The organism is Xanthomonas sp. A1809, assembly GCF_017746015.1.
Classification (GTDB): domain Bacteria; phylum Pseudomonadota; class Gammaproteobacteria; order Xanthomonadales; family Xanthomonadaceae; genus Xanthomonas; species Xanthomonas euvesicatoria.
In genome coordinates this window covers 107920-127596 of sequence record NZ_JAGHWZ010000015.1, presented here as the reverse complement: position 1 = coordinate 127596, position 19677 = coordinate 107920, and the positions used below count along the sequence as shown (strand labels likewise).

At 63.4% G+C, this 19677-nt stretch carries 12 protein-coding genes and 2 pseudogenes; 11 read left to right on the top strand and 3 right to left on the bottom strand.

Translation table 11 applies throughout. The features are described from left to right. Positions 1-157: 157 nt before the first annotated feature. A pseudogene (locus J7396_RS18675) lies at positions 158-355 on the top strand (hypothetical protein); the annotation flags it as partial. 154 nt (positions 356-509) lie between these two features. Next, positions 510-2126 carry an alpha-glucosidase gene (locus J7396_RS18670; RefSeq protein ID WP_209261888.1) on the top strand — a complete coding sequence of 539 codons (1617 nt, stop codon included), beginning with the start codon at positions 510-512 and terminating at the stop codon, positions 2124-2126. A gap of 628 nt (positions 2127-2754) precedes the next feature. Here J7396_RS18670 and J7396_RS18665 read toward each other — a convergent pair. Beyond that, the gene (locus tag J7396_RS18665) at positions 2755-5529 is read right to left on the bottom strand and encodes a TonB-dependent receptor (protein ID WP_209261887.1); all 2775 of its coding nucleotides are present in this window, start codon (positions 5527-5529) and stop codon (positions 2755-2757) included. Here J7396_RS18665 and J7396_RS18660 point away from each other — a divergent pair. Then, a pseudogene (locus J7396_RS18660) lies at positions 5518-5843 on the top strand (hypothetical protein); the annotation flags it as partial. The gene J7396_RS18665 and the pseudogene J7396_RS18660 overlap by 12 nt on opposite strands. 3 nt (positions 5844-5846) lie before the next feature. Here the strand turns inward: J7396_RS18660 and J7396_RS18655 are convergent. Beyond that, positions 5847-7928 (bottom strand): glycoside hydrolase family 97 protein, encoded by a 2082-nt coding sequence (locus tag J7396_RS18655; protein ID WP_209261886.1) that lies wholly within the window; start codon positions 7926-7928, stop codon positions 5847-5849. Between the two features lie 243 nt (positions 7929-8171). On the opposite strand from J7396_RS18655, the gene J7396_RS18650 reads away from it, so the two are divergent. The 3 genes from J7396_RS18650 to J7396_RS18640 are packed head-to-tail and all read left to right on the top strand — an operon-like array spanning position 8172 to position 13506. Next, on the top strand, positions 8172-10358 hold the full coding sequence (locus J7396_RS18650; RefSeq protein ID WP_209261885.1) for a Six-hairpin glycosidase-like protein: 2187 nt from the start codon (positions 8172-8174) through the stop codon (positions 10356-10358). After that, on the top strand, positions 10355-11833 hold the full coding sequence (locus J7396_RS18645) for an MFS transporter (protein WP_209261884.1): 1479 nt from the start codon (positions 10355-10357) through the stop codon (positions 11831-11833). Before J7396_RS18650 ends, J7396_RS18645 begins: the two co-directional genes overlap by 4 nt. A gap of 47 nt (positions 11834-11880) precedes the next feature. Continuing rightward, positions 11881-13506: an alpha-amylase family glycosyl hydrolase gene (locus J7396_RS18640; RefSeq protein WP_033478868.1), complete on the top strand. Its 1626-nt coding sequence runs from the start codon at positions 11881-11883 to the stop codon at positions 13504-13506. A gap of 124 nt (positions 13507-13630) precedes the next feature. On the opposite strand, the gene J7396_RS18635 is transcribed toward J7396_RS18640, so the two are convergent. Beyond that, positions 13631-14752, bottom strand: coding sequence for a LacI family DNA-binding transcriptional regulator (locus tag J7396_RS18635; protein ID WP_008574584.1), 1122 nt, complete (start codon positions 14750-14752; stop codon positions 13631-13633). 322 nt (positions 14753-15074) lie between these two features. Between J7396_RS18635 and thrS the strand changes: the two genes are divergently transcribed. The 5 genes from thrS (at position 15075) to pheS (ending at position 19633) form a co-directional block, all read left to right on the top strand. Beyond that, entirely contained in the window at positions 15075-16979 is a 1905-nt protein-coding gene (gene thrS, locus J7396_RS18630) for a threonine--tRNA ligase (protein WP_008574582.1), read from the top strand. Between the two features lie 63 nt (positions 16980-17042). Next, the gene (gene infC, locus J7396_RS18625) at positions 17043-17570 is read left to right on the top strand and encodes a translation initiation factor IF-3 (protein WP_074053091.1); all 528 of its coding nucleotides are present in this window, start codon (positions 17043-17045) and stop codon (positions 17568-17570) included. Positions 17571-17816: 246 nt separating this feature from the next. Then, positions 17817-18014 carry a 50S ribosomal protein L35 gene (gene rpmI / locus J7396_RS18620; RefSeq protein ID WP_002811096.1) on the top strand — a complete coding sequence of 66 codons (198 nt, stop codon included), beginning with the start codon at positions 17817-17819 and terminating at the stop codon, positions 18012-18014. A gap of 10 nt (positions 18015-18024) precedes the next feature. Beyond that, the gene (gene rplT, locus J7396_RS18615) at positions 18025-18384 is read left to right on the top strand and encodes a 50S ribosomal protein L20 (protein WP_003484828.1); all 360 of its coding nucleotides are present in this window, start codon (positions 18025-18027) and stop codon (positions 18382-18384) included. Positions 18385-18637: 253 nt separating this feature from the next. Continuing rightward, positions 18638-19633, top strand: a complete 996-nt coding sequence (gene pheS, locus J7396_RS18610; RefSeq protein ID WP_008574581.1) for a phenylalanine--tRNA ligase subunit alpha — start codon at positions 18638-18640, stop codon at positions 19631-19633. Positions 19634-19677 lie beyond the last annotated feature (44 nt).

Here is a 19677-nt window from a genome sequence, read left to right as displayed (position 1 = left end):
ATTGAATTGCGGGGAGTCGACACAGATAACGCTCGATGGATAGCCCCGGCACTGACCGGAGCCACTTTTTTGCTTGCAGGTGCGCAACGCATCCTCTTCTTCGGCAAGGACCGCTTCGCGGAGATCTTCGTGCGTGCGTGCGGCGCCAACTACCTAAAAGACCATCCGAAAGTAGAACGGCCTGGGCATTTTCGCCACACAGAGTCCCGAAGACGTGCTGGCCAGCGACATTGCCGCTGCATTGATCGAGCAGACGGCGACCATGATCCTGCTGCCGAACCCCAATGCCACTCGCGACGATTACATGGAAGGGCTCAAGCTCACCGACGCCGAATATCAGGTTGTGGGGTCGCTGCGACGCCACCCAATTTTGACCAAGGCCACGCGATCTGTCCGCAAGAGCAATGAATACGTATGCACGTCCGCGCCCAAAGAGTGCCACGCCGCTAGGCTAACGCCCTTAGTCGGTGGCCGTGTTGGCTGCCAGCAGTGGCCCGGGAGGGGCGTGCATGTTACAGACACCATGGTGGCGCGGGGCGGTCATCTACCAGATCTATCCGCGTAGTTTTCTGGATTCCAACGGCGATGGGGTGGGCGATCTGCCGGGCATCATTGCCAAGCTCGACTACATCGCCGGGCTGGGCGTGGATGCCATCTGGATCTCGCCGTTCTTCAAGTCGCCGATGGCCGATTTCGGCTATGACATCGCAGACTATCGTGCGGTGGATCCGTTGTTCGGGACGCTGGACGATTTCGACCGTCTGCTCGACAAGGCGCATGCGCTCGGGCTGAAGGTGATGATCGATCAGGTGTTGAGCCACACCTCGATCGAACATGCGTGGTTCCAGGAAAGCCGTCAGGACCGGACCAACGCGAAGGCGGATTGGTATGTGTGGGCCGATCCGCGCGAGGACGGGACGCCGCCGAACAACTGGTTGTCGCTATTCGGTGGTGTGGCGTGGCAGTGGGAGCCGCGGCGCGAGCAGTACTACCTGCACAACTTCCTGGTCGACCAGCCCGACCTCAATTTCCATAACGCCGAGGTGCAGCAGGCAACCCTGGACAATGTGCGGTTCTGGTTGGACCGTGGAGTGGATGGCTTCCGCCTGGACGCGATCAACTTCTGCTTCCATGACGCGCAGCTGCGCGATAACCCCGCCAAGCCGGCCGACAAGCGGGTAGGGCGTGGCTTCAGTGCGGACAATCCGTATGCCTATCAATACCACTACTTCAACAACACGCAGCCGGAAAACCTGGCGTTCCTGGAGCGCCTGCGTGCTCTGCTCGATCGCTATCCGAATGCGGTAAGCCTGGGCGAGATTTCCTCGGAAGATTCGTTGGCGACCACGGCCGAGTACACCGCCAAGGGCCGTCTGCACATGGGCTACAGCTTCGAGCTGTTGGTGCAGGATTACAGTGCTGCCTATATCCGTGAAACGGTCAGCCGGCTCGAGGCGACCATGCTGGAAGGCTGGCCGTGCTGGGCGATTTCCAATCACGACGTGGTGCGTGCGGTAACGCGTTGGGGCGGCGAAGATGCGTCGCCTGCGTTCGCCCGCATGGTGGTGGCGCTGCTATGTTCGTTGCGTGGTTCGGTTTGCCTGTACCAGGGCGAGGAGCTTGGGCTGGGCGAGGCGGATGTGGCATTCGAGGATCTGCAGGATCCGTATGGCATCACGTTCTGGCCAACTTTCAAGGGGCGCGATGGATGCCGTACGCCGATGCCGTGGACCGATGCGCCGTCGGCGGGTTTCACCAGCGGCAAGCCGTGGCTGCCGTTGTCCGAGCCGCATCGTCTGGCTGCAGTGAGTGTGCAGCAGGACGATGCCCAGTCTGTGCTGAGCGCCGTGCGGGCATTCCTGAGTTGGCGCAAAAGCATGCCGGCCTTGCGGGAAGGGGCGATCGCGTTCTACGACACCGCAGAGCCGGTGCTGATGTTCCGGCGTGAGCATGCCGGCCAGGTCATGCTGTTGGCGTTCAATTTGTCTGCCGACATCACCGAGCTGCCACTGCCTGCAGGTGCATGGCGCCAGATCGATGTGCCGGGGGTGGAGCACGGGGTGATCGATCATGGTCGCGTGCGCTTGCCGAGGCACGCTGTGGTTTGTGCAATGGGCGGGGAGTGACGCTACCGCTTCAGAAAGCTTGATGGGTGTGTTTGATTGATACCGGCGAGGCGTTCCGTTGGGATGCCTCGCTTTTTTGTGGTGGGTTGTTAGATCCGAGTTGGCGTGCATGCGATGCGCGGTGCCTGGTAGGCGAAGCGAGATGAGTTATGTAGTGGCGCCGCTGTAGGAGATGGTTAGGTATCTCCTCTTGGTCGATCAAATTTGAAGAATCGGCTGCCTGATGAAAATCGATTGCGAAAGCATATTCCCGAGCGATGCCGCGGCTAACATTTCAGAGGATGTCTGGCGCTCGGAAACTGCAGGACGTGAAGTGCGCGCGTGTGGGCCTTGCGCTCGATTCCTTCCAGCCTGTACCAGACGATCGACTCGAAGGGAAAATGCTGTTCAAAGAAAAGCCGCCGGTGTCTAGCCGGCGGCTTTTCCTTGGTGGAGATTTCGAAGTTCTGGAGCGAGACGCCGTGATTGCATTGCGCGTAATAGATCATCGCTCCTGTCGGGAGATCGATTAGGAGGTGAAAGCAGCGCTTTTTGGATGCCGAGGGTGTTCGCGTGGAATCCGTACCCTCATCCCAACCCCTCTCCCGGAGGGAGAGGGGCTAACAGCGCCATTTATCCCTGCAATGGCTCAGAACTTGTAATTTACACCCAGCACAAAGGTGCGGCCCCACTCGATGTATTCCAGCGGGCGGTCCTTGGTTTCTGCGTACGTGCGATACGGCGAGTTGCTGAGGTTGCTTGCCTGCAGCAACAGGGTCAGGCCGGATAGGCTGCTGGCTTCGCTGAAGTTGTAGCTGATCTGCGCGTCGGTGATGTTTTCGCCGACCACGTAGCGCAACGTGCGGTTGCCGTTGAAGTTGCCGATTTCGCCGATGAAGTCCGAGCGGCGACGCTGGCTGACGCGTGCTTCGAAGCCTTTGTGCTCGTAGTACGCGGTCAGGTTGTACACGCGCTTGGACAAGCCCGGCAGGCTGATTTCACCGTCGCCCACGCTGGAGGCGCTTTCCGGGTCGCGGATCTTGACGTCGCTGTCGTTGAAGGTGGCGCTGGCCTGGATGCCAAAGCCTTCCAACGGCGCGAAGATCAGATCCAGCGGCAGCGAGGCGGTGAGTTCGACGCCGCGCAAGGTGCCGCCCTTGCCGTTGAACGGGGCGCTGAAGGTGCCGGTGGTCAGCACCGGTGCAGAGCCCGGCGGCGGCACGTAGCCGGCGACCAGTGAGGAGAAATCGTAGTTGTCGCGGCTCTGGGTGTAGATGTAGCTCTTGAGGTCCTTGTAGAAGAACGCCGCGGCCACGTAAGCACGGTCGGCAAAATACTTCTCGTAGGAGATGTCCAGGGCATTGGCGCGCCATGGATCGAGCATGGGGTTGCCGCCGCTGGCGCCGGGGCGCCCGGTGGAGGTGTCGACACCGAATTCCAGCGATGCCCGCAGTTGATCCACGCGCGGGCGTGCGACCTGCTTGGCCATAGCGAAGCGCAGCGTTTGCTCGTACGGGAACTGAAATGCCAGGTTCAAGCTGGGCAGCCAGTCGCGATAGGTCTTGCCATCGTCGATGGGCCGCACTTCGCTACCGGCCGGCTGCGAGGCGTCCCAGTAGTTGGCCTGCGAGGACTGGTCTGCACTTTGCAGCTGCACGCCAATATTGCCGCGCACGCCTACTTCGCCCCACTCGGTATCGATATTGGCACGCAGCCAGGCGGTGGTGATTTTTTCTTCCACCGTCCAGGCCTTGGACACCAGGAACGAGGCGTCGTCGCTGGGGTTGAACAACATATAGCGCGCCACCGTGGCCGGCACATTCCACGCAGGCAGGGAGCCGAGACCGGCGAAGCCGAGATTGACCGGCGCGTATTGCAGGTCTGCCGCCACCGTGGCCTCGCCCTGTGCGCCCAGGGTGATATTGCCTTCGGGCTGGGTCTTCTGCTTTTCGCGATTGGCGTAGTTGACGCCCACATCCAGGTCCGAGAACCAGCTTAGCGCTTCGGGCATCGGGAAGCTGGCCTGCAGCCGCGCGCCCTTGAGCACGTCTTCCACGCTTGGCACCTTGCCGTATCCGGAGCCATAGATGGTGTTGGTGAGGAACAGCTCGTCCGGATTGGAATAATTCATGCCCGGCGTCAGCTGCGAGAAGCCGTTGCCGACAACCGACACGCCCACGGTATCCAGCTGCGGCATCGGTGCGCGCTGGAGATTGTTTTCCAGGTTCAGTTCGTCCCGTGTGGCCTTGGAGTAGTTCAGGTCGGCGACGATCTTGACGGAGCCGGCCGTGATTTCGTTATTCCAGCCGAAGGCGTCGATCTTGTCTTCGCGCTTGTTGTACATGCCACGCACCAACGGATAGACGCCGCTGGCATCGCCGCCGATGAAGGTATTGCGATCGTTGACGCGCACGTTGCTGATGTTCAGGCCGGGCGTGTAGCCGCCGTTGTAGTTGCTCAGATTGAGCTCGAACTGGTTGGCGGTGTCGATCTGCTCGGCTTCGGTGTGGAAGGCATCGAGCGTGCTGGTCCAGGCATTGGACGGGCGATACTGCAGCGTGGCCATGACGCCGTCGCGCTTCTGGTTGCCGGTGCGGCGCAGCGCCTTGATGCCATCGGAGAAATACACGCCATCGGCGACACCAGGACGCTGCCGCTGCGCGTTGACCTGCTGCCACGGTTCGTACAGGCCTACCTGGTTTTCCTGGATCGGCATGTCGGTATGCGCGTAACCGATGGTCAGGCCGATGGTGCGGTCTGCGAATTGGTCGATGTAGCTGACATTGAAGCGGTTGCCGTAAGGGTCGACGTTGGCGGCCTTGCCCAAGGAGTTGCGCTGGTAGCGGCCACCGATGGCGATCACGCGCTCGTTGTAGCTCAGCGGGCGGGCGGTCTGCATGTCCACCGTGCCCGACAGGCCTTGACCGACCAGGCCGGCATCCGGTGTCTTGTAGACGGTGACGCCGCTGACCAGTTCTGATGGATATTGGTCGAACTCCACGCTGCGGTTGTCGCCGGTGCTGACCACTTCGCGCCCGTTGAGCAGCGTGGTGGAGAAGTCCGGCGACAGGCCGCGCACGCTGATCACCTGCGCACGGCCGGCAACGCGTTGCGCAGCCAGACCGGGCAGGCGCGCCAGCGATTCGGCGATGCTGACGTCCGGCAGGCGACCGATGTCTTCGGCCGAAATGGCTTCCACGATCGAAGTGGAATCGCGCTTGACCGAGATGGCGCCTTCGATTGCGTGGCGCAGGCCGGTGACCTGGACCTTGTCCAAGTCGGTGACCGCGCCGGCAGTCTGTTCGGACGCACCTTGTTGGGCGTCGCTTGCTTGTGCAGGCGTTGCCGTTTGCGCGGCGGCCCATGTCGGTGCCATGGCAACGGCCAGGGCGATACTCAGCGCGGAGCGCTTGTGCTTCAACATTTTCCCCTCCCAGGTACATGTTGTTTTTTGATTTTTGATCCGGCAGGGCTGCCTGGATGTCATGCGTCGCGTGCCACGATGGACGTCACACGACTGCGACGTATGGTAGACACGGCACCTGGGTGCAAACGTGCACTGCATACGTATTCACTGCGGTGTTGCGCGATGAAATCGATTCCACCCAGGGCCATGCCGGCGACGGCCAGGTGATTGCGCTCAGCAACGACATGCTGCGCGATGCGCAGCGGCGGTATGACCGCTGCGCCGTGCAATCGATCGTGCTGGCTGTGCGCGTTGGCGCCCAAGCGATGTCGTGGTCAGCGTTTGCCACCCATCGGAACAAAGCGAATGGCCTGACCACCGCCCGGTGCCAGACGCAGCTCCAACGTATCGGCACTGCTGACCTGACGTTCTTCGCGCACGAAGGCGAACGGGTTGCTGGCATAGTCCGCGCCGTCGCCATCGCGATAGATCTGCGCGATGTAGCGCACGCCGGGTTCGAGAAAGCCCAGCGGCACCTGCAGCAGGCGGCCGTGTTCGTCGGTGATGCTGCCCAGGAACCAGTCGCGGCTGTGCCGGTCCTTGCGTGCGATGGTGACGTAATCGCCCACTTCGCCATTCAGCGCGCGGGTCTGGTCCCAGTCCACCGCCACATCTTCGATGAAGCGGAACGCATCGCGGTGTTGCAGATAATGCTCGGGCAGATCGGCGGCCATCTGGATCGGGCTGTAGAGCGTCACATACAGCGCCAGCTGCCGCGCCAACGTGCTGGGAATCGCCTGGCCGTTGCGGCCCTTCAGGCTGACGATGCCGGGCGTGTAATCCATCGGCCCGGCGAGCAGCCGGGTAAACACCAGGTTGACTTCGTGCTCGGGCGGATTGGGCGGCTGGCCCCAGGCGTTGTATTCCATGCCGCGCGCGCCTTCGCGCGAGATCCAGTTGGGATAGGTACGGCGCAGCCCGGTGTCCTTGATGGGCTCGTGCGCATTGACCGCAATGTGGCGCTGCGCCGCTTCCTGCACCACGTGCAGGTGGTGACGTGCCATCCATTGCCCGTCGTGCCATTCGCGCAGCGGCGTGCCGCCCGCGGGGTTGCGCCGTTCCACCTGGCCGTCGTCGCAGACATAGCCGGTCTTGACCGAGTCCACGCCGAAGCGCGCATACAAGTCCATCGCTTCGGCGATCTGATCTTCGTAATGGTCCACTGCGCACCCGGTTTCATGATGGCCGATCAGATGTACGCCCTTGGCTGCGGCGTATCTGCTGAGTGCTGGCAGGTCGAAATCCGGCGTGGGCCGGGTGAAATCGAAGCTGCCGCCATTGCCGAACCATTCCCCATCCCAGCCGGGATTCCAGCCTTCGACCAGTACGCCGCGAAAGCCGTGGTCTGCGGCGAAGTCGATATAGCGTTTTGTCGTCGCGGTGGTTGCGCCGTGTTTGGGGCCGGTGGCCCAGGTCTGTTGATTGAGATGCATCGACCACCACACGCCCACGTACTTGGACGGCTTGATCCAGCTCACCTCGCCCAGCACATTGGGTTCGTTGAGGTTGAGGATGAGGTTGGATTCCACCAGGCCGGTGGCCTGATCGGCGATCTGCAGCGTGCGCCATGGCGTATCGAAGGGCAGGCTGCGGCGCACCTTCCAGCCTTCGGCAGCCGGCGACAACTGCGCGCGCAGGCGCTGGTTGTCGGTGCGGCGCAGCCACATGCCGGCGTAGTCGACCAAGGCCGCTTCATGCAGTGCGATGTGCAGCCCGCTGTCGGTACGCAGCGTGAGCGGCGTATGCGCCAGCGCAACCTGGTTCAACGGCGTGTGCCGATACAGATACTCGTAGTGGATCGGCTCGCCTGCGGGAATCCACCAGGCATCGGCCGGTTGCGCGATGGCGAATTCGGTCACTTCCTCGTCGATGATCGCCTCGCGCATGCCTGCTTGCTTGGGGAAGCGATAGCGCAGGCCCAGCCCGTCGTCGTAGACGCGGAAGATCACGTCGAACGTGCGCTGCGCACCGTCGCGCTCGCCCAGGCTCACGCGCAACTCGTTGTAGTGATTGCGCACCAGCCGCGTCTCGCCCCAGGGCTGCTCCCAGGTGTCATCGTGACTTTGGCGCGCCTGGGCAAGCACCGCCATGCCGCGGTCCAGCCGGCCGTCGCGTAGCTCGAACCCCAGCCGCGAGCGTTGCACCACCGCCTCGCCGAGGCGCTGCACGCGGTAATAAGGCGTGCCGCCATCCACCTCCAGGCTGACCTGCAGCACCTTGTTCGGCGACTCCACGCTGACGGTGGTGATTTCGGCATGCAGCTGCGGCGCGGCACCGCCGAACAGCGTGAGGACCAGCAGCTGGGCGATCCATGCGGCGCCCAGTGTCGAGTGCGCTCGACGTGAAGACAGCGGCATATCCCCTCCCAAGGTGACCGTTGCGCAAGCAGTGACTATGCAGTGCCTTGCAGTGGATGCGCCGTGCTACGCACTGCTGGAAACCCATGAATACGTATGCAGTGGTGCGGAACAGCAGAGTGCGCGTCTACCATGGCGCCACGGCACCTGGGAGGGTCCGCGCCCGTGGCACGTCCGTGCCGCGCACCACAACGCGTGCAACGAGGGAGGAAGGCCGACGGCGCAAGCTGTCTTGCCACTTCGATGTTGAAGATGATCTGCATGGCTGCAACGCTGGGCGTTGCGGCAAGTTCGCCGGCACTGGCCGACGAACTGGAATTTCAAGGACGCCGGGCCCAAGCGCAGGCATTGGACGACGGCAGCTTCGTGTTGCGCTGGCCGCAGGGCGAACGCCGCATTGCGGCACAACCGATGCGCACGCACACCGCCAGCCCGCTGTTCGACGCCTTGTTCGCGCTGGCACAGCAGGAAATGGCCGACGACCGCGTCGAGGCGATCCGCGACCCCGCCTTCAACGATGGCAAGCCGGTGCCGTGCGCCTGCTTCGAAACCGGCGAACGCTGGCCCTACGTCTGGACGCGCGATGTCAGCTTTGCGGCCGATCTTGCGTTGGCGCAGCTGGAGCCGGAGCGCACGCGCAATGCACTGCGCTTCAAGCTCTCTGCCGCACGCGATGGGCGCACGCCGGGACTGTTCGTGGCGCAGGACACCGGCTCCGGCGGCAGTTGGCCGATCAGCAGCGATCGGGTGGTGTGGTTCCTTGCCGCACGCGGCCTGCTGGACGACAAGCCGTTTGCCGAAGAGGTGTGGCAGGCACTACAGGCAACGATCGCGCAGGACCGCGATGCCGTGTTCGATGCGCAGATCGGTCTCTACCGCGGCGAAACCTCGTTCTTGGATTGGCGAGAACAGACCTACCCGGACTGGACGCGCGAGGACGTGCGATTCATTGCCGAATCCTTTGCGCTCTCCACCAACGTGCTGCATTACCAGGCGTTGCGGCTGGCCGAACAGTTGGCGCGCCAGCATGGCGATGCACGCGCTGTGCAATATGCGCAGTGGGCCGATGCACTTCGCCAGGCCATCGATAGGCGTTTCTGGGATGCGCGCAGCAGCCAATACGTCAGCTATCTCGGCAGCGCAGCGCATCCGGTACGCTACGCCAAGGTGGATCTGCTCGGCCTCTCGCTGGGCGTACTGGCCGATGTGTTTCCGCCGCAGCGGGCGCGCCTTGCGCTGCGCAATTACCCGATGGTTGCGGGCGGCAGCCCGGTGGTGTGGCCGCAAGAGGCCGCGCAGCCGATCTACCACAACCGCGCTGTCTGGCCGTTCGTCAGTGCCTATGCGCTACGCGCTGCACGCACGCTGGACGATGCGCCACGCATCGCGTTGGAGCTGCAATCGCTGATGCGCAGCAGCGCGCTGGCGGGCTCGAACATGGAAAACTACGAGATGCAGCGCCTTGCGGTGCACGTGGAAGAGGGCGCGCGCAGTGGCCCGGTGGTGAACTCGCCACGCCAGCTGTGGTCGGTGGCGGGCTACCTGTCTGCAGTGCAGGAGGGTGTGTTCGGGCTGTCGGCCGATGGCAAGCTACAACCGAAGTTGCCGCGGTCCTTGCTGCCCCTGTTGTTTGGCGACGCCAAGCAGATCGTGCTGGAACAGGGCGCACGACGGTACGTGCTGCAGCGCCCGGCGAACGATGCCGGCGAGTTGCTGGTGGCAGGACGCAGCGAACGGCAGGGGCAGACCACGCTGGTGCAGTTGGTTGGGCACAATGCCGACCTGACGCCGCCGCCGCGACCGAAGCAGGTCTTCGCACCGCAGATGCCACCGGCGCCGGTCGCGCAACAGATCGGCAACACGTATCGCATCGATATTCCGGAAGGAACAACGCTGTATCTGGACGGCCGCGCACTCGATGCCAGCGCGCACTGGGATCTCCCCGACGATGGCGTGCTGCATGTGCTCAGCCTGACCCGGCGGCGCGATGGTCTGGAGTCGCTGCATAGCCCGTCGTTGACGCTCGGCCCACTGCAGCAGTTGCCGGGCAGCCAGCGCTGGAGCTGGCGTCCGGCACATGCAGGCGTGCATCGGGTATCGCTGCGTTACCGCAATGACAATGGCCCGATCAATACCGGGATCACGGCAGCGGTGAAACACCTGGTGCTGGAGTGCCCGGGGAAACCCGCACAATCGCAGGTCATCGTGATGCCGCATAGCGTAGGCGAGCAGCTCTCCACACAAGTGACTTTCGATGCGGTGGCGGGGCAGGCCTGTACGTTCCGGCTCGAGAACGGCTTCAATATGAGCGCATTGGCGCACTTTGCGCAGTACAACGGCGGCCGCGGCGGCCGTGATGGTGTGGTCAATGCGGCGCAGGTCAGTGCGTTGTTGGTCGGGCCTGCAGCACGCGTGGAGGCCGCGCCATGAACGCCAAGCCACGCTTGAATTTCTGGCAGATCTGGAACATGTGCTTCGGCTTTCTCGGCATCCAGTTCGGCTTCGCACTGCAGAACGCCAATGCCAGCCGTATCTTCCAGACCCTGGGCGCGCAGGTCGACGACGTGCCAGGCCTGTGGATCGCTGCACCGCTCACCGGCCTGATCGTGCAGCCGGTCATCGGTTACCTGTCCGATCGCACCTGGACCCCGTGGGGCCGCCGGCGTCCGTACTTCATGGTGGGCGCTGTCTTCACCACGCTGGCCTTGCTGGTGATGCCCAACGCGCCGATGCTCTGGGTGGCCGCCGGGACGCTGTGGGTGCTGGATGCATCGATCAACATCTCGATGGAGCCTTTCCGTGCGCTGGTGGGTGACCAATTACCGCCGTCGCAACGGCCGACCGGCTACGCGATGCAGAGTTTCTTCATTGGCATCGGCGCGATCGTCGCGAGTTTTCTGCCCTGGCTGCTGACCCATTGGGGCATTGCCAACACCGCGCCGCCAGGCCAGTTGCCCGACAGCGTGCGCTACGCGTTCTACCTTGGCGCGGCGGTATTGTTCCTGTCGATCACCTGGACGGTGCTGCGCACGCGCGAGTACAGCCCAGAGCAGTTGGCCGGTTTTGACGATGCGCATCCGCCTCTCGCACAGGTGGCACGCACCGGCATGGCGCCGACACCCATGGCAAGCGTGCTGTGGTGCGGTCTGGGCGTGCTGCTCGCCACGGCCATCGCCTGGCAGCACGGCGACCGCATGCTGTACGTGCTGGCCGGGTTGTGTCTTGCCTACGGCGTGTTGCTTGCCTTGGCCCGCATGTTGCCCGCCACCAGCATGTTGGTGGCGATCGTGCAGGACGTGCGCAGCATGCCGATGACGATGCGTCGCCTGGCCTGGGTGCAGTTCTTCTCGTGGTTTGCCTTGTTTGCGATGTGGATCTACACCACTGCCGCAGTGACGCAAGTGCATTTCGGTGCGAACGACACCGCTTCGGCGGCCTACAACGATGGCGCAAACTGGGTCGGCGTGTTGTTCGGCGCCTATAACGGGTTTGCTGCATTGGCTGCAGTGGTGATTCCGCTGCTGGTGCGTGCGGTCGGCTTGCGCTGGGGCCATCTGTGCAACCTGTGGCTGGGTGCCGCCGGATTGTTGTCGATGCTGGTCATCCGCGACCCGCAGTGGTTGCTGCTGTCGATGGTGGGGGTCGGTTTCGCCTGGGCCTCGATCCTGTCGCTGCCGTATGCCTTGCTGTCAGACAGCGTGCCTGCTCCAAAGATGGGCGTGTACATGGGCATCTTCAATTTCTTCATCGTGATTCCGCAGTTGGTCGCCGCCAGCGCGCTGGGCTTTGTGCTGCGCGTGTGGCTGGGCGGGCAGCCGATCTATGCATTGGCCATTGGCGGGCTCAGCCTGTTGATTGCAGGCGTGTACGTGGTGCGGGTTCCAGTGGCCTCGGGAGGGCAGTGATGCGCAGTGCGATGTATGTAGCGTTGACGATGTACGCGGGCGCGGCAATGGCGGCGCCTGCAGCCAAGGACTACTACGGCACCCTGGAGCCGTTTGCCGCCGAGGCGGTGTACTTCGTGGTGACCGACCGCTTCGTCAACGGCGATACCGGCAACGACCATCGCGATCAGGGTGGTGCGCATCGCACCTTCGATGTGCCTACACCATGCGCCGATGGCAGCGAGGACAACATCGGCTATCTCGGTGGCGACTTCAAAGGCATCGTCGAGCATGCCGATTACATCCGCGACCTGGGCTTCGGGGCGGTGTGGATCACCCCGATCGTCGATAACCCCGACGAAGCGTTCACCGGCGGCAAGCCGATCACCTGCGGCAGCACGCTCAGCGACCATGGCAAGACCGGCTATCACGGCTATTGGGGCGTCAACTTCTACAAGCTCGACGAACATCTGCCCAGCCCGGGACTTGATTTCGCCGGCTTTACCCGCGCCATGCACGCCAACAAGCTGAAGGTCGTATTGGACATCGTGGGCAACCATGGTTCGCCGGCCTACACCATGCCGCAGGCGCAACCCGGCTTTGGCAAGCTCTACGATGCACAAGGGCGCCTGGTCGCCGACCACCAGAATCTCGCGCCTGCGCAACTGGATCCGCAGCACAACCCATTGCATGCCTTCTACAACACCGGCGGCGGCCTGGCGGAATTGTCCGACCTCAACGAAAATAATCCGGCGGTGCTGGATTATCTGGCCGGCGCGTACCTGCAGTGGATGGAGCAGGGCGCCGATGCTTTTCGCATCGATACCATCGGCTGGATGCCGGATCGCTTCTGGCATGCCTTCGTGGCGCGCATTCGCGAAAAACGTCCGGGTTTTTTCATGTTCGGCGAAGCCTTCGATTACGACGCCAACAAGATCGCCGGGCATACCTGGACGCGCAATGCCGGCGTCAGCGTGCTGGATTTCCCGCTCAAGCAGCAGCTTGCCGCGGTATTCGGTCATGAACAGGCCGGCTTCGAAAAACTCGCCGCGCCCTTGTTCCTGCGTCAAGGGCCCTACGCGAACCCCTACGAGTTGATGAGCTTCTACGACAACCACGACATGGCGCGCCTGGATGCCACCGATAACGGGTTTATCGATGCGCACAACTGGTTGTTCACCGCCCGCGGCATTCCGGTGATCTATTACGGCTCGGAAATCGGCTTCATGCGTGGGCGTGCCGAACATGCCGGCAATCGCAACTACTTCGGCGTCGAGCGCATTCGCACTGCACCGCAGAGCCCGATCTTCGGCCCGCTGCAACGCATCGCCCAGGTGCGTCGCAACACCCCGGCATTGCAGCGTGGCGTGCAGGTCGATGTGCGGTTACACGGCGATCAAGCCGCGTTCCTGCGCGTCTATCAGCATGCAGGTACAACCCAGACCGCATTGGTGCTGCTCAACAAGGCCGATACCGCAGCCACCATTCAAGTGACGCGCTTCCTGCAGCCTGGCGCGTGGCGCGATGCGGTCAGTGGCGAGCAGTTGCAGGTGCAGCGTGGTTTCGCAACAGCGGTGCCGGCGCACGGCGTGCGCGTGTTGCTGTCGGATGCGCCGATCACCGACCCGGCCCTGCGCAAGCAGCTCGACCTGCAAATGGCCGAGCAGGCTGCACGCGACGCACGCAACAGGTAGGCGCGCACCTGGGCGCGATCAGGCATTGCCGCTGACGCCTGTCGCGCCCGGTTGCGCTCTTGCGCCGCACGCAGCGGGTCGCGAGATCTCGCGACCCAACGGGCGCGCTATCCCGAATCCCGAATCAGCGCCTGACCGTCCCATCCGACGCCCGACCCGTCAGCGCATCGCCGGTCTCTGCGCCAGACGGCGCCCATCCCAGTGGCGGCTGCAGCCCGCTGCTGCGCGAGGAATCGCGTAGCGCCAGACGCACCGGAATCGTGCGGCTCTGCGCGGCCTCGCCACGAATCAGGGCCACCAGACTTTCCACCAGCAATGTGCCGGCCTGCTTGGTGTCCTGCTGCACGGTCGACAGCGCGGGCGCGACCGACGCCGCCAACGCGATATCGTCGAAGCCGCTGACCGCCACGTCCTGCGGCACCCGCAGGCCGCGCTCGCGCAGGGCGCGCATGGCACCGATCGCAATCAGATCGCTGGCTGCGCACACCGCATCGAACGCATTGCCGCTGTCCAGCAGTGCCAGGCATGCGGTGTAGCCGGACAACTCGGTGGTGATCGCATCGAACTGCAGTGCCGGGTCGGCTACCAGGCCGTGCTGCGCCAGCGCAGCGGCATGGCCGCGGTAGCGCTCTTCGAATTCGGGGTAGTGGTTGGACGCGTGTCCGACGAACGCGATGCGCCGGCAGCCCTGCGCCAGCAGATGGTCGGTAATGTCCAGCCCGCCCTGGTAATTGTCGCTGCCGATCGAAATGCCGGGCTGGCCGGGCAGGGCCGCGCCCCAGCGCACGAAGTGGGTGCCTTGCTCGACCAGCAGCTGCAGCCGCTGGCGCGATTCCTGATAGTCGCCATAGCCCAGCAGGATGATGCCGTCGGCCTTGTTGCTGTCTTCGTAATCGGCCTGCCAATCCTTGGACAACTGCTGGAACGACACCAGCAGGTCGTAGCCCTGCAGCGCGCAGGCGCGGGTGATCGAGCCCAGCATCGAGTGGAAGAACGGGTTGATCAGCGAGTCGTCGGCAGTGGGGTCTTCGAAGAACAGCAGTGCCAGCGTGCCGGCATTGCGCAGCCTTAGCGAGGAGGCGTTCTTGTCGACCTTGTAGTTCAGCTCGCGGGCGATGCGCAGGATGCGCTTGCGGGTTTCCTCGTTGACCATCGGGCTGCCGCGCAGTGCGCGCGACACGGTCGGCTGCGACACGCCGGCCAGGTAGGCGATATCCAGCGAGGTGGCTTTACCCTTGATGGTCATGGTCGGCAACGGCAGGACAGGTGGCCGGCATCATGCCATGCGCCCGCCAGCGCCGCGCCGCCGTACGCAGCGGACGGCTGATTGGTTTACCATTCACGCCCAAGACCCCCTGCGAGAAGGTGGCCCGCGCCCGGCGCCGGCCCAGCGTGCGACATGAGCACTACCACCGCCCACCGCTGATCCTTGCCTGCGCCAGCGCGCAGAGCGCCTGCATGGCGCTGTCTTGCCTCTCGTCCCGCATTCCCCTCCGAGCCTGACCAGCGATGGCCAGATCTCCCATGGCAGCCGACCGCTGCAGCCAGACCAGACCTCATTCTTGCCCATGATCAACATCACGCTTCCCGACGGCAGCCGCCGCGAATTCGAATCCCCCGTCTCGGTCATGCAGGTCGCCCAGTCGATCGGCGCCGGCTTGGCCAAGGCCACCATCGCCGGCCAGGTCGACGGCCAGCTGGTCGATGCCAGCGACGTCATCGACCACGATGCCAGCCTGCGCATCATCACCGCCAAGGACGCCGAAGGCGTGGAGATCATCCGCCACTCCTGCGCCCACCTGGTCGGGCATGCGGTCAAGCAGCTGTACCCGGAGGTCAAGATGGTGATCGGCCCGGTCATCGCCGAAGGCTTCTATTACGACATCTACAGCGAACGCCCGTTCACGCCGGACGACATGGCCGCGATCGAGCAGCGCATGCAGGAATTGATCGCGCAGGACTACGACGTGATCAAGAAGGTCACCCCGCGCGCCGAGGTGATCGAGGTCTTCGCCCAGCGCGGCGAAGAGTACAAGCTGCGCCTGATCGAGGACATGTCCGAGGACATCACCGCGATGGGCCTGTACTACCACCAGGAATACGTGGACATGTGCCGCGGCCCGCACGTGCCCAACACGCGCTTCCTCAAGGCCTTCAAGCTGACCCGCATCTCCGGCGCCTACTGGCGCGGCGATGCCAAGAACGAGCAACTACAGCGCATCTACGGCACCGCCTGGGCCGACAAGAAACAGCTGGATGCCTACATCCTGCGCATGGAAGAAGCCGACAAGCGCGACCATCGCCGCATCGGCAAGGCGCAGGACCTGTTCCACCTGCAGGAAGAAGCACCCGGCCTGGTGTTCTGGCACCCCAAGGGCTGGTCGCTGTGGCAGGTGGTCGAGCAGTACATGCGCAAGGTCTACCGCGACAGCGGCTACGGCGAAGTGCGCTGCCCGCAGATCCTGGACGTGTCGCTGTGGCAGAAATCCGGCCACTGGGACAACTACCAGGACGCGATGTTCTTCACCGAGTCGGAGAAGCGCACCTACGCGGTCAAGCCGATGAACTGCCCCGGCCACGTGCAGGTGTTCAACCAGGGCCTGCACAGCTACCGCGACCTGCCGATCCGCTACGGCGAGTTCGGCGCCTGCCACCGCAACGAGCCTTCCGGCGCGCTGCACGGCATCCTGCGCGTGCGCGGCTTCACCCAGGACGACGGGCACGTGTTCTGCCTGGAATCGCAGATCGAATCCGAAGTCACCGCCTTCCACCAGCAGGCGCTGGCGGTCTATACCGCGTTCGGCTTCGACGACATCCAGATCAAGATCGCGCTGCGCCCGGAAAAGCGCCTGGGCGACGATGCCACCTGGGACAAGGCCGAAGCTGCGCTGCGCAGTGCGCTGGGCGTGTGCGGGGTGGAGTGGCAGGAGTTGCCGGGCGAGGGCGCCTTCTACGGCCCCAAGATCGAGTACCACCTCAAGGACGCCATCGGCCGCACCTGGCAGCTGGGCACCATGCAGGTCGACTTCATGATGCCGGGCCGCCTCGGCGCCGAGTACGTGGACGAGAACAGCCAGAAGAAGCATCCGGTCATGCTGCACCGGGCCATCGTCGGCTCGATGGAGCGTTTCATCGGCATTTTGATCGAACACCACGCCGGCGCCTTCCCGTCCTGGCTGGCCCCGGTGCAGGTCGTTGTCGCCAACATCACCGATGCTCAGGCTGAATATGTCGACTCGGTGCGGAAAACCCTTGCAAATCAAGGCTTCCGTGTCAGCGCAGATTTGCGTAACGAGAAGATCGGTTATAAGATTCGCGAGCATACGCTGCAACGCGTGCCATATCTGCTCGTGGTCGGCGACCGCGAGAAGGAAAATGGCGCTGTCGCCGTGCGGACCCGTTCAGGCGAGGACCTTGGGACCATGACGGTCTCGGCCTTCATCGAACGTCTGCAGGCAGAGCAGGCAGCGTGAGCCAACCCCGGCCGGTCTGGATGATCCGGATGCGCCGGTTCGATTCCTCTGGGAGATTGCAATATCAGTACCCCTGACAACAAACAGAACCGCAAGAACCAAGAAATCCGTGTGCCGCGCGTTCGCGTGATCGGCAGTGACGGAGAGATGGTCGGCGTGTTGTCGCGCGACGAAGCGCTCGCCAAGGCCGAAGAAGAAGGCCTGGATCTGGTCGAAATCCAGCCGCAGGCCGATCCGCCGGTCTGCAAGATCATGGATTTCGGCAAGTTCAAGTTCGAGCAGCAGAAAAAGGCCAACGAGGCCAAGAAGAAGACCAAGCAGGTCGAGATCAAGGAACTCAAGTTCCGCCCGGTCACCGACGAGGGCGACTACCAGATCAAGCTGCGCAACATGCGCCGTTTCCTGGAAGAGGGCGACAAGGTCAAGGTCAATATCCGCTTCCGTGGCCGTGAAATGAGCCATCAGGAGCTGGGCCGCGAGATGGCGGCGCGGATCGAGGCCGATCTGGGCGACGACATCGTCATCGAGTCGCGTCCGCGCCTGGAAGGGCGCCAGATGGTCATGATGATCGCGCCCAAGAAGAAGGTCTGAGGATCCGATTCGGCACTGCAACGGGCCCGACAGGTCTGTTGCAGTGCAAGCTCCACGATTTGCAACAATTCCCGGCAACGGGTAGACTGCGCGGCCCGGTTTTATCGGGGCGCCGTGCAAGCGGCACCAGGACCTGTCCGGATCGTGTTCGATCAAGGACTTACAAGCAGGCAAGGGCAAGGATGGAAAGCGTGGTCGCAAGACTGCCGCCCGTGTCAGTGACAAAACACCATCAAGGACATTGCAATGCCCAAGATCAAGACCAACCGGGCGGCGGCCAAGCGTTTCCGCAAGACCGCCTCCGGCAAGTACAAGTGCGGCCACGCAAACCGTAGCCACATCCTCACGAAGAAAGCGACCAAGCGGAAGCGCAACCTGCGGCAGACGAACCACGTCCGTGCCGAGGACGCAGGCCGTCTCGATCGTATGCTTCCCTATCTCTGAGGACTGAACCATGGCACGAGTAAAGCGTGGTGTGCAGGCGCGCCGCCGCCACAAGAAAATTCTGACCCTGGCGAAGGGCTACTACAACGCTCGCCGCAAGGTCTTCCGCGTTGCCAAGCAGGCGGTCATCAAGGCGCAGCAGTACGCCTACATTGGCCGTAAGCAGAAGAAGCGTAATTTCCGTTCGCTGTGGATCACCCGCATCAATGCGGCTGCCCGCATCAACGGTTTGAGCTACAGCCGTTTCATGAATGGCCTGCTCAAGGCTGGCATCACCCTGGACCGTAAGGTACTGGCCGATATCGCCGTGCACGACGCCGCCGGTTTTGCCGCGCTGGCCGAGAAGGCAAAGGGCGCGCTGGCGGCGTAAATGCAGGTCCCTCTGCAAGAGCCCGCACATCCATGTGCGGACTTTTGACAGAAGCGAGTCATCGTCAGTAGTCACACCTCGGTGCGGATGCTTTCGATGCGTGAAACGCAGAGATGCAGGGGGAAGGGCGCGAGTCCTTCCCCTTTTGCGTTTTAGCGAAGTCGCCAAGTGGGCGATGACAGGTCAATGCAGTGACAATGCGTTCCGGTGTATCCGGAAACACCGTTCGGCTAGCAGTTGAGGCGCAAGTGCAATGAGTGAGATTCAATCCCTGACCGAGCGCGCGCTGGCCGATGTTGCCGCGGCGCAGACGCCGGACCAACTGGAAGCCTTGCGTGTCGCATTGCTGGGCAAGAGCGGCAGCATCACTGCCCAGCTCAAGCAGCTCGGGACGTTGCCGGCAGAGCAACGCAAGGCGGCTGGCGAGGCGATCAACCTGTCGCGCGACGCGCTGACTGCAGCGCTGGCCGAGCGCAAGCACACGCTGGAAACCGCCGCGCTGGATGCCCGTCTTGCCGGTGAACGCATCGACGTCACCTTGCCGGGGCGTCGAAGCGAGCGCGGCGGTCTGCACCCGGTGACACGCACGCTGGAGCGCATCGTCGAAATCTTCGCGCGGCTCGGCTACGAGCTGTCGGACGGCCCGGAGATCGAGGACGACTGGCACAACTTCGAAGCCCTGAACTTTCCGCCGCATCATCCGGCGCGCGCGATGCACGACACGTTCTATTTCGGCGACGGACGCCTGCTGCGCACACATACCTCAGGCGTGCAGGTGCGTTACATGGACGCGCACAAACCGCCGCTGCGCATGATCGCGGCCGGCAAGGTGTACCGCTCCGATTCGGATCAGACCCACTCGCCGATGTTCCATCAGGTCGAAGGCCTGTTGGTGGACGAGCATTCCAATTTCGCCGACCTCAAGGGCACCTTGTCCGAGTTCGTGCGTGCGTTCTTCGAGCGCGATTTCGAAATGCGCTTCCGTCCCAGCTATTTCCCGTTCGTGGAGCCTGGCGCGGAAGTGGATATCGCCTGGCAGCAGCCCGACGGCAGCACGCGCTGGCTGGAAGTGCTGGGCTGCGGCATGGTGCACCCGAATGTGCTGCGCAGCGTCGGCATCGATCCTGAGCGCTACACCGGCTTCGCCTTCGGCCTGGGCGTGGAGCGCTTCGCGATGCTGCGCTATGGCGTCAACGACCTGCGCGCGTTCTTCGAGAACGATGTGCGTTTTCTTCGGCAGTTTGCTTGACGGCGGGGAGTCGGGAATTGGGAATCGGGAATCGCAAGAGCCAT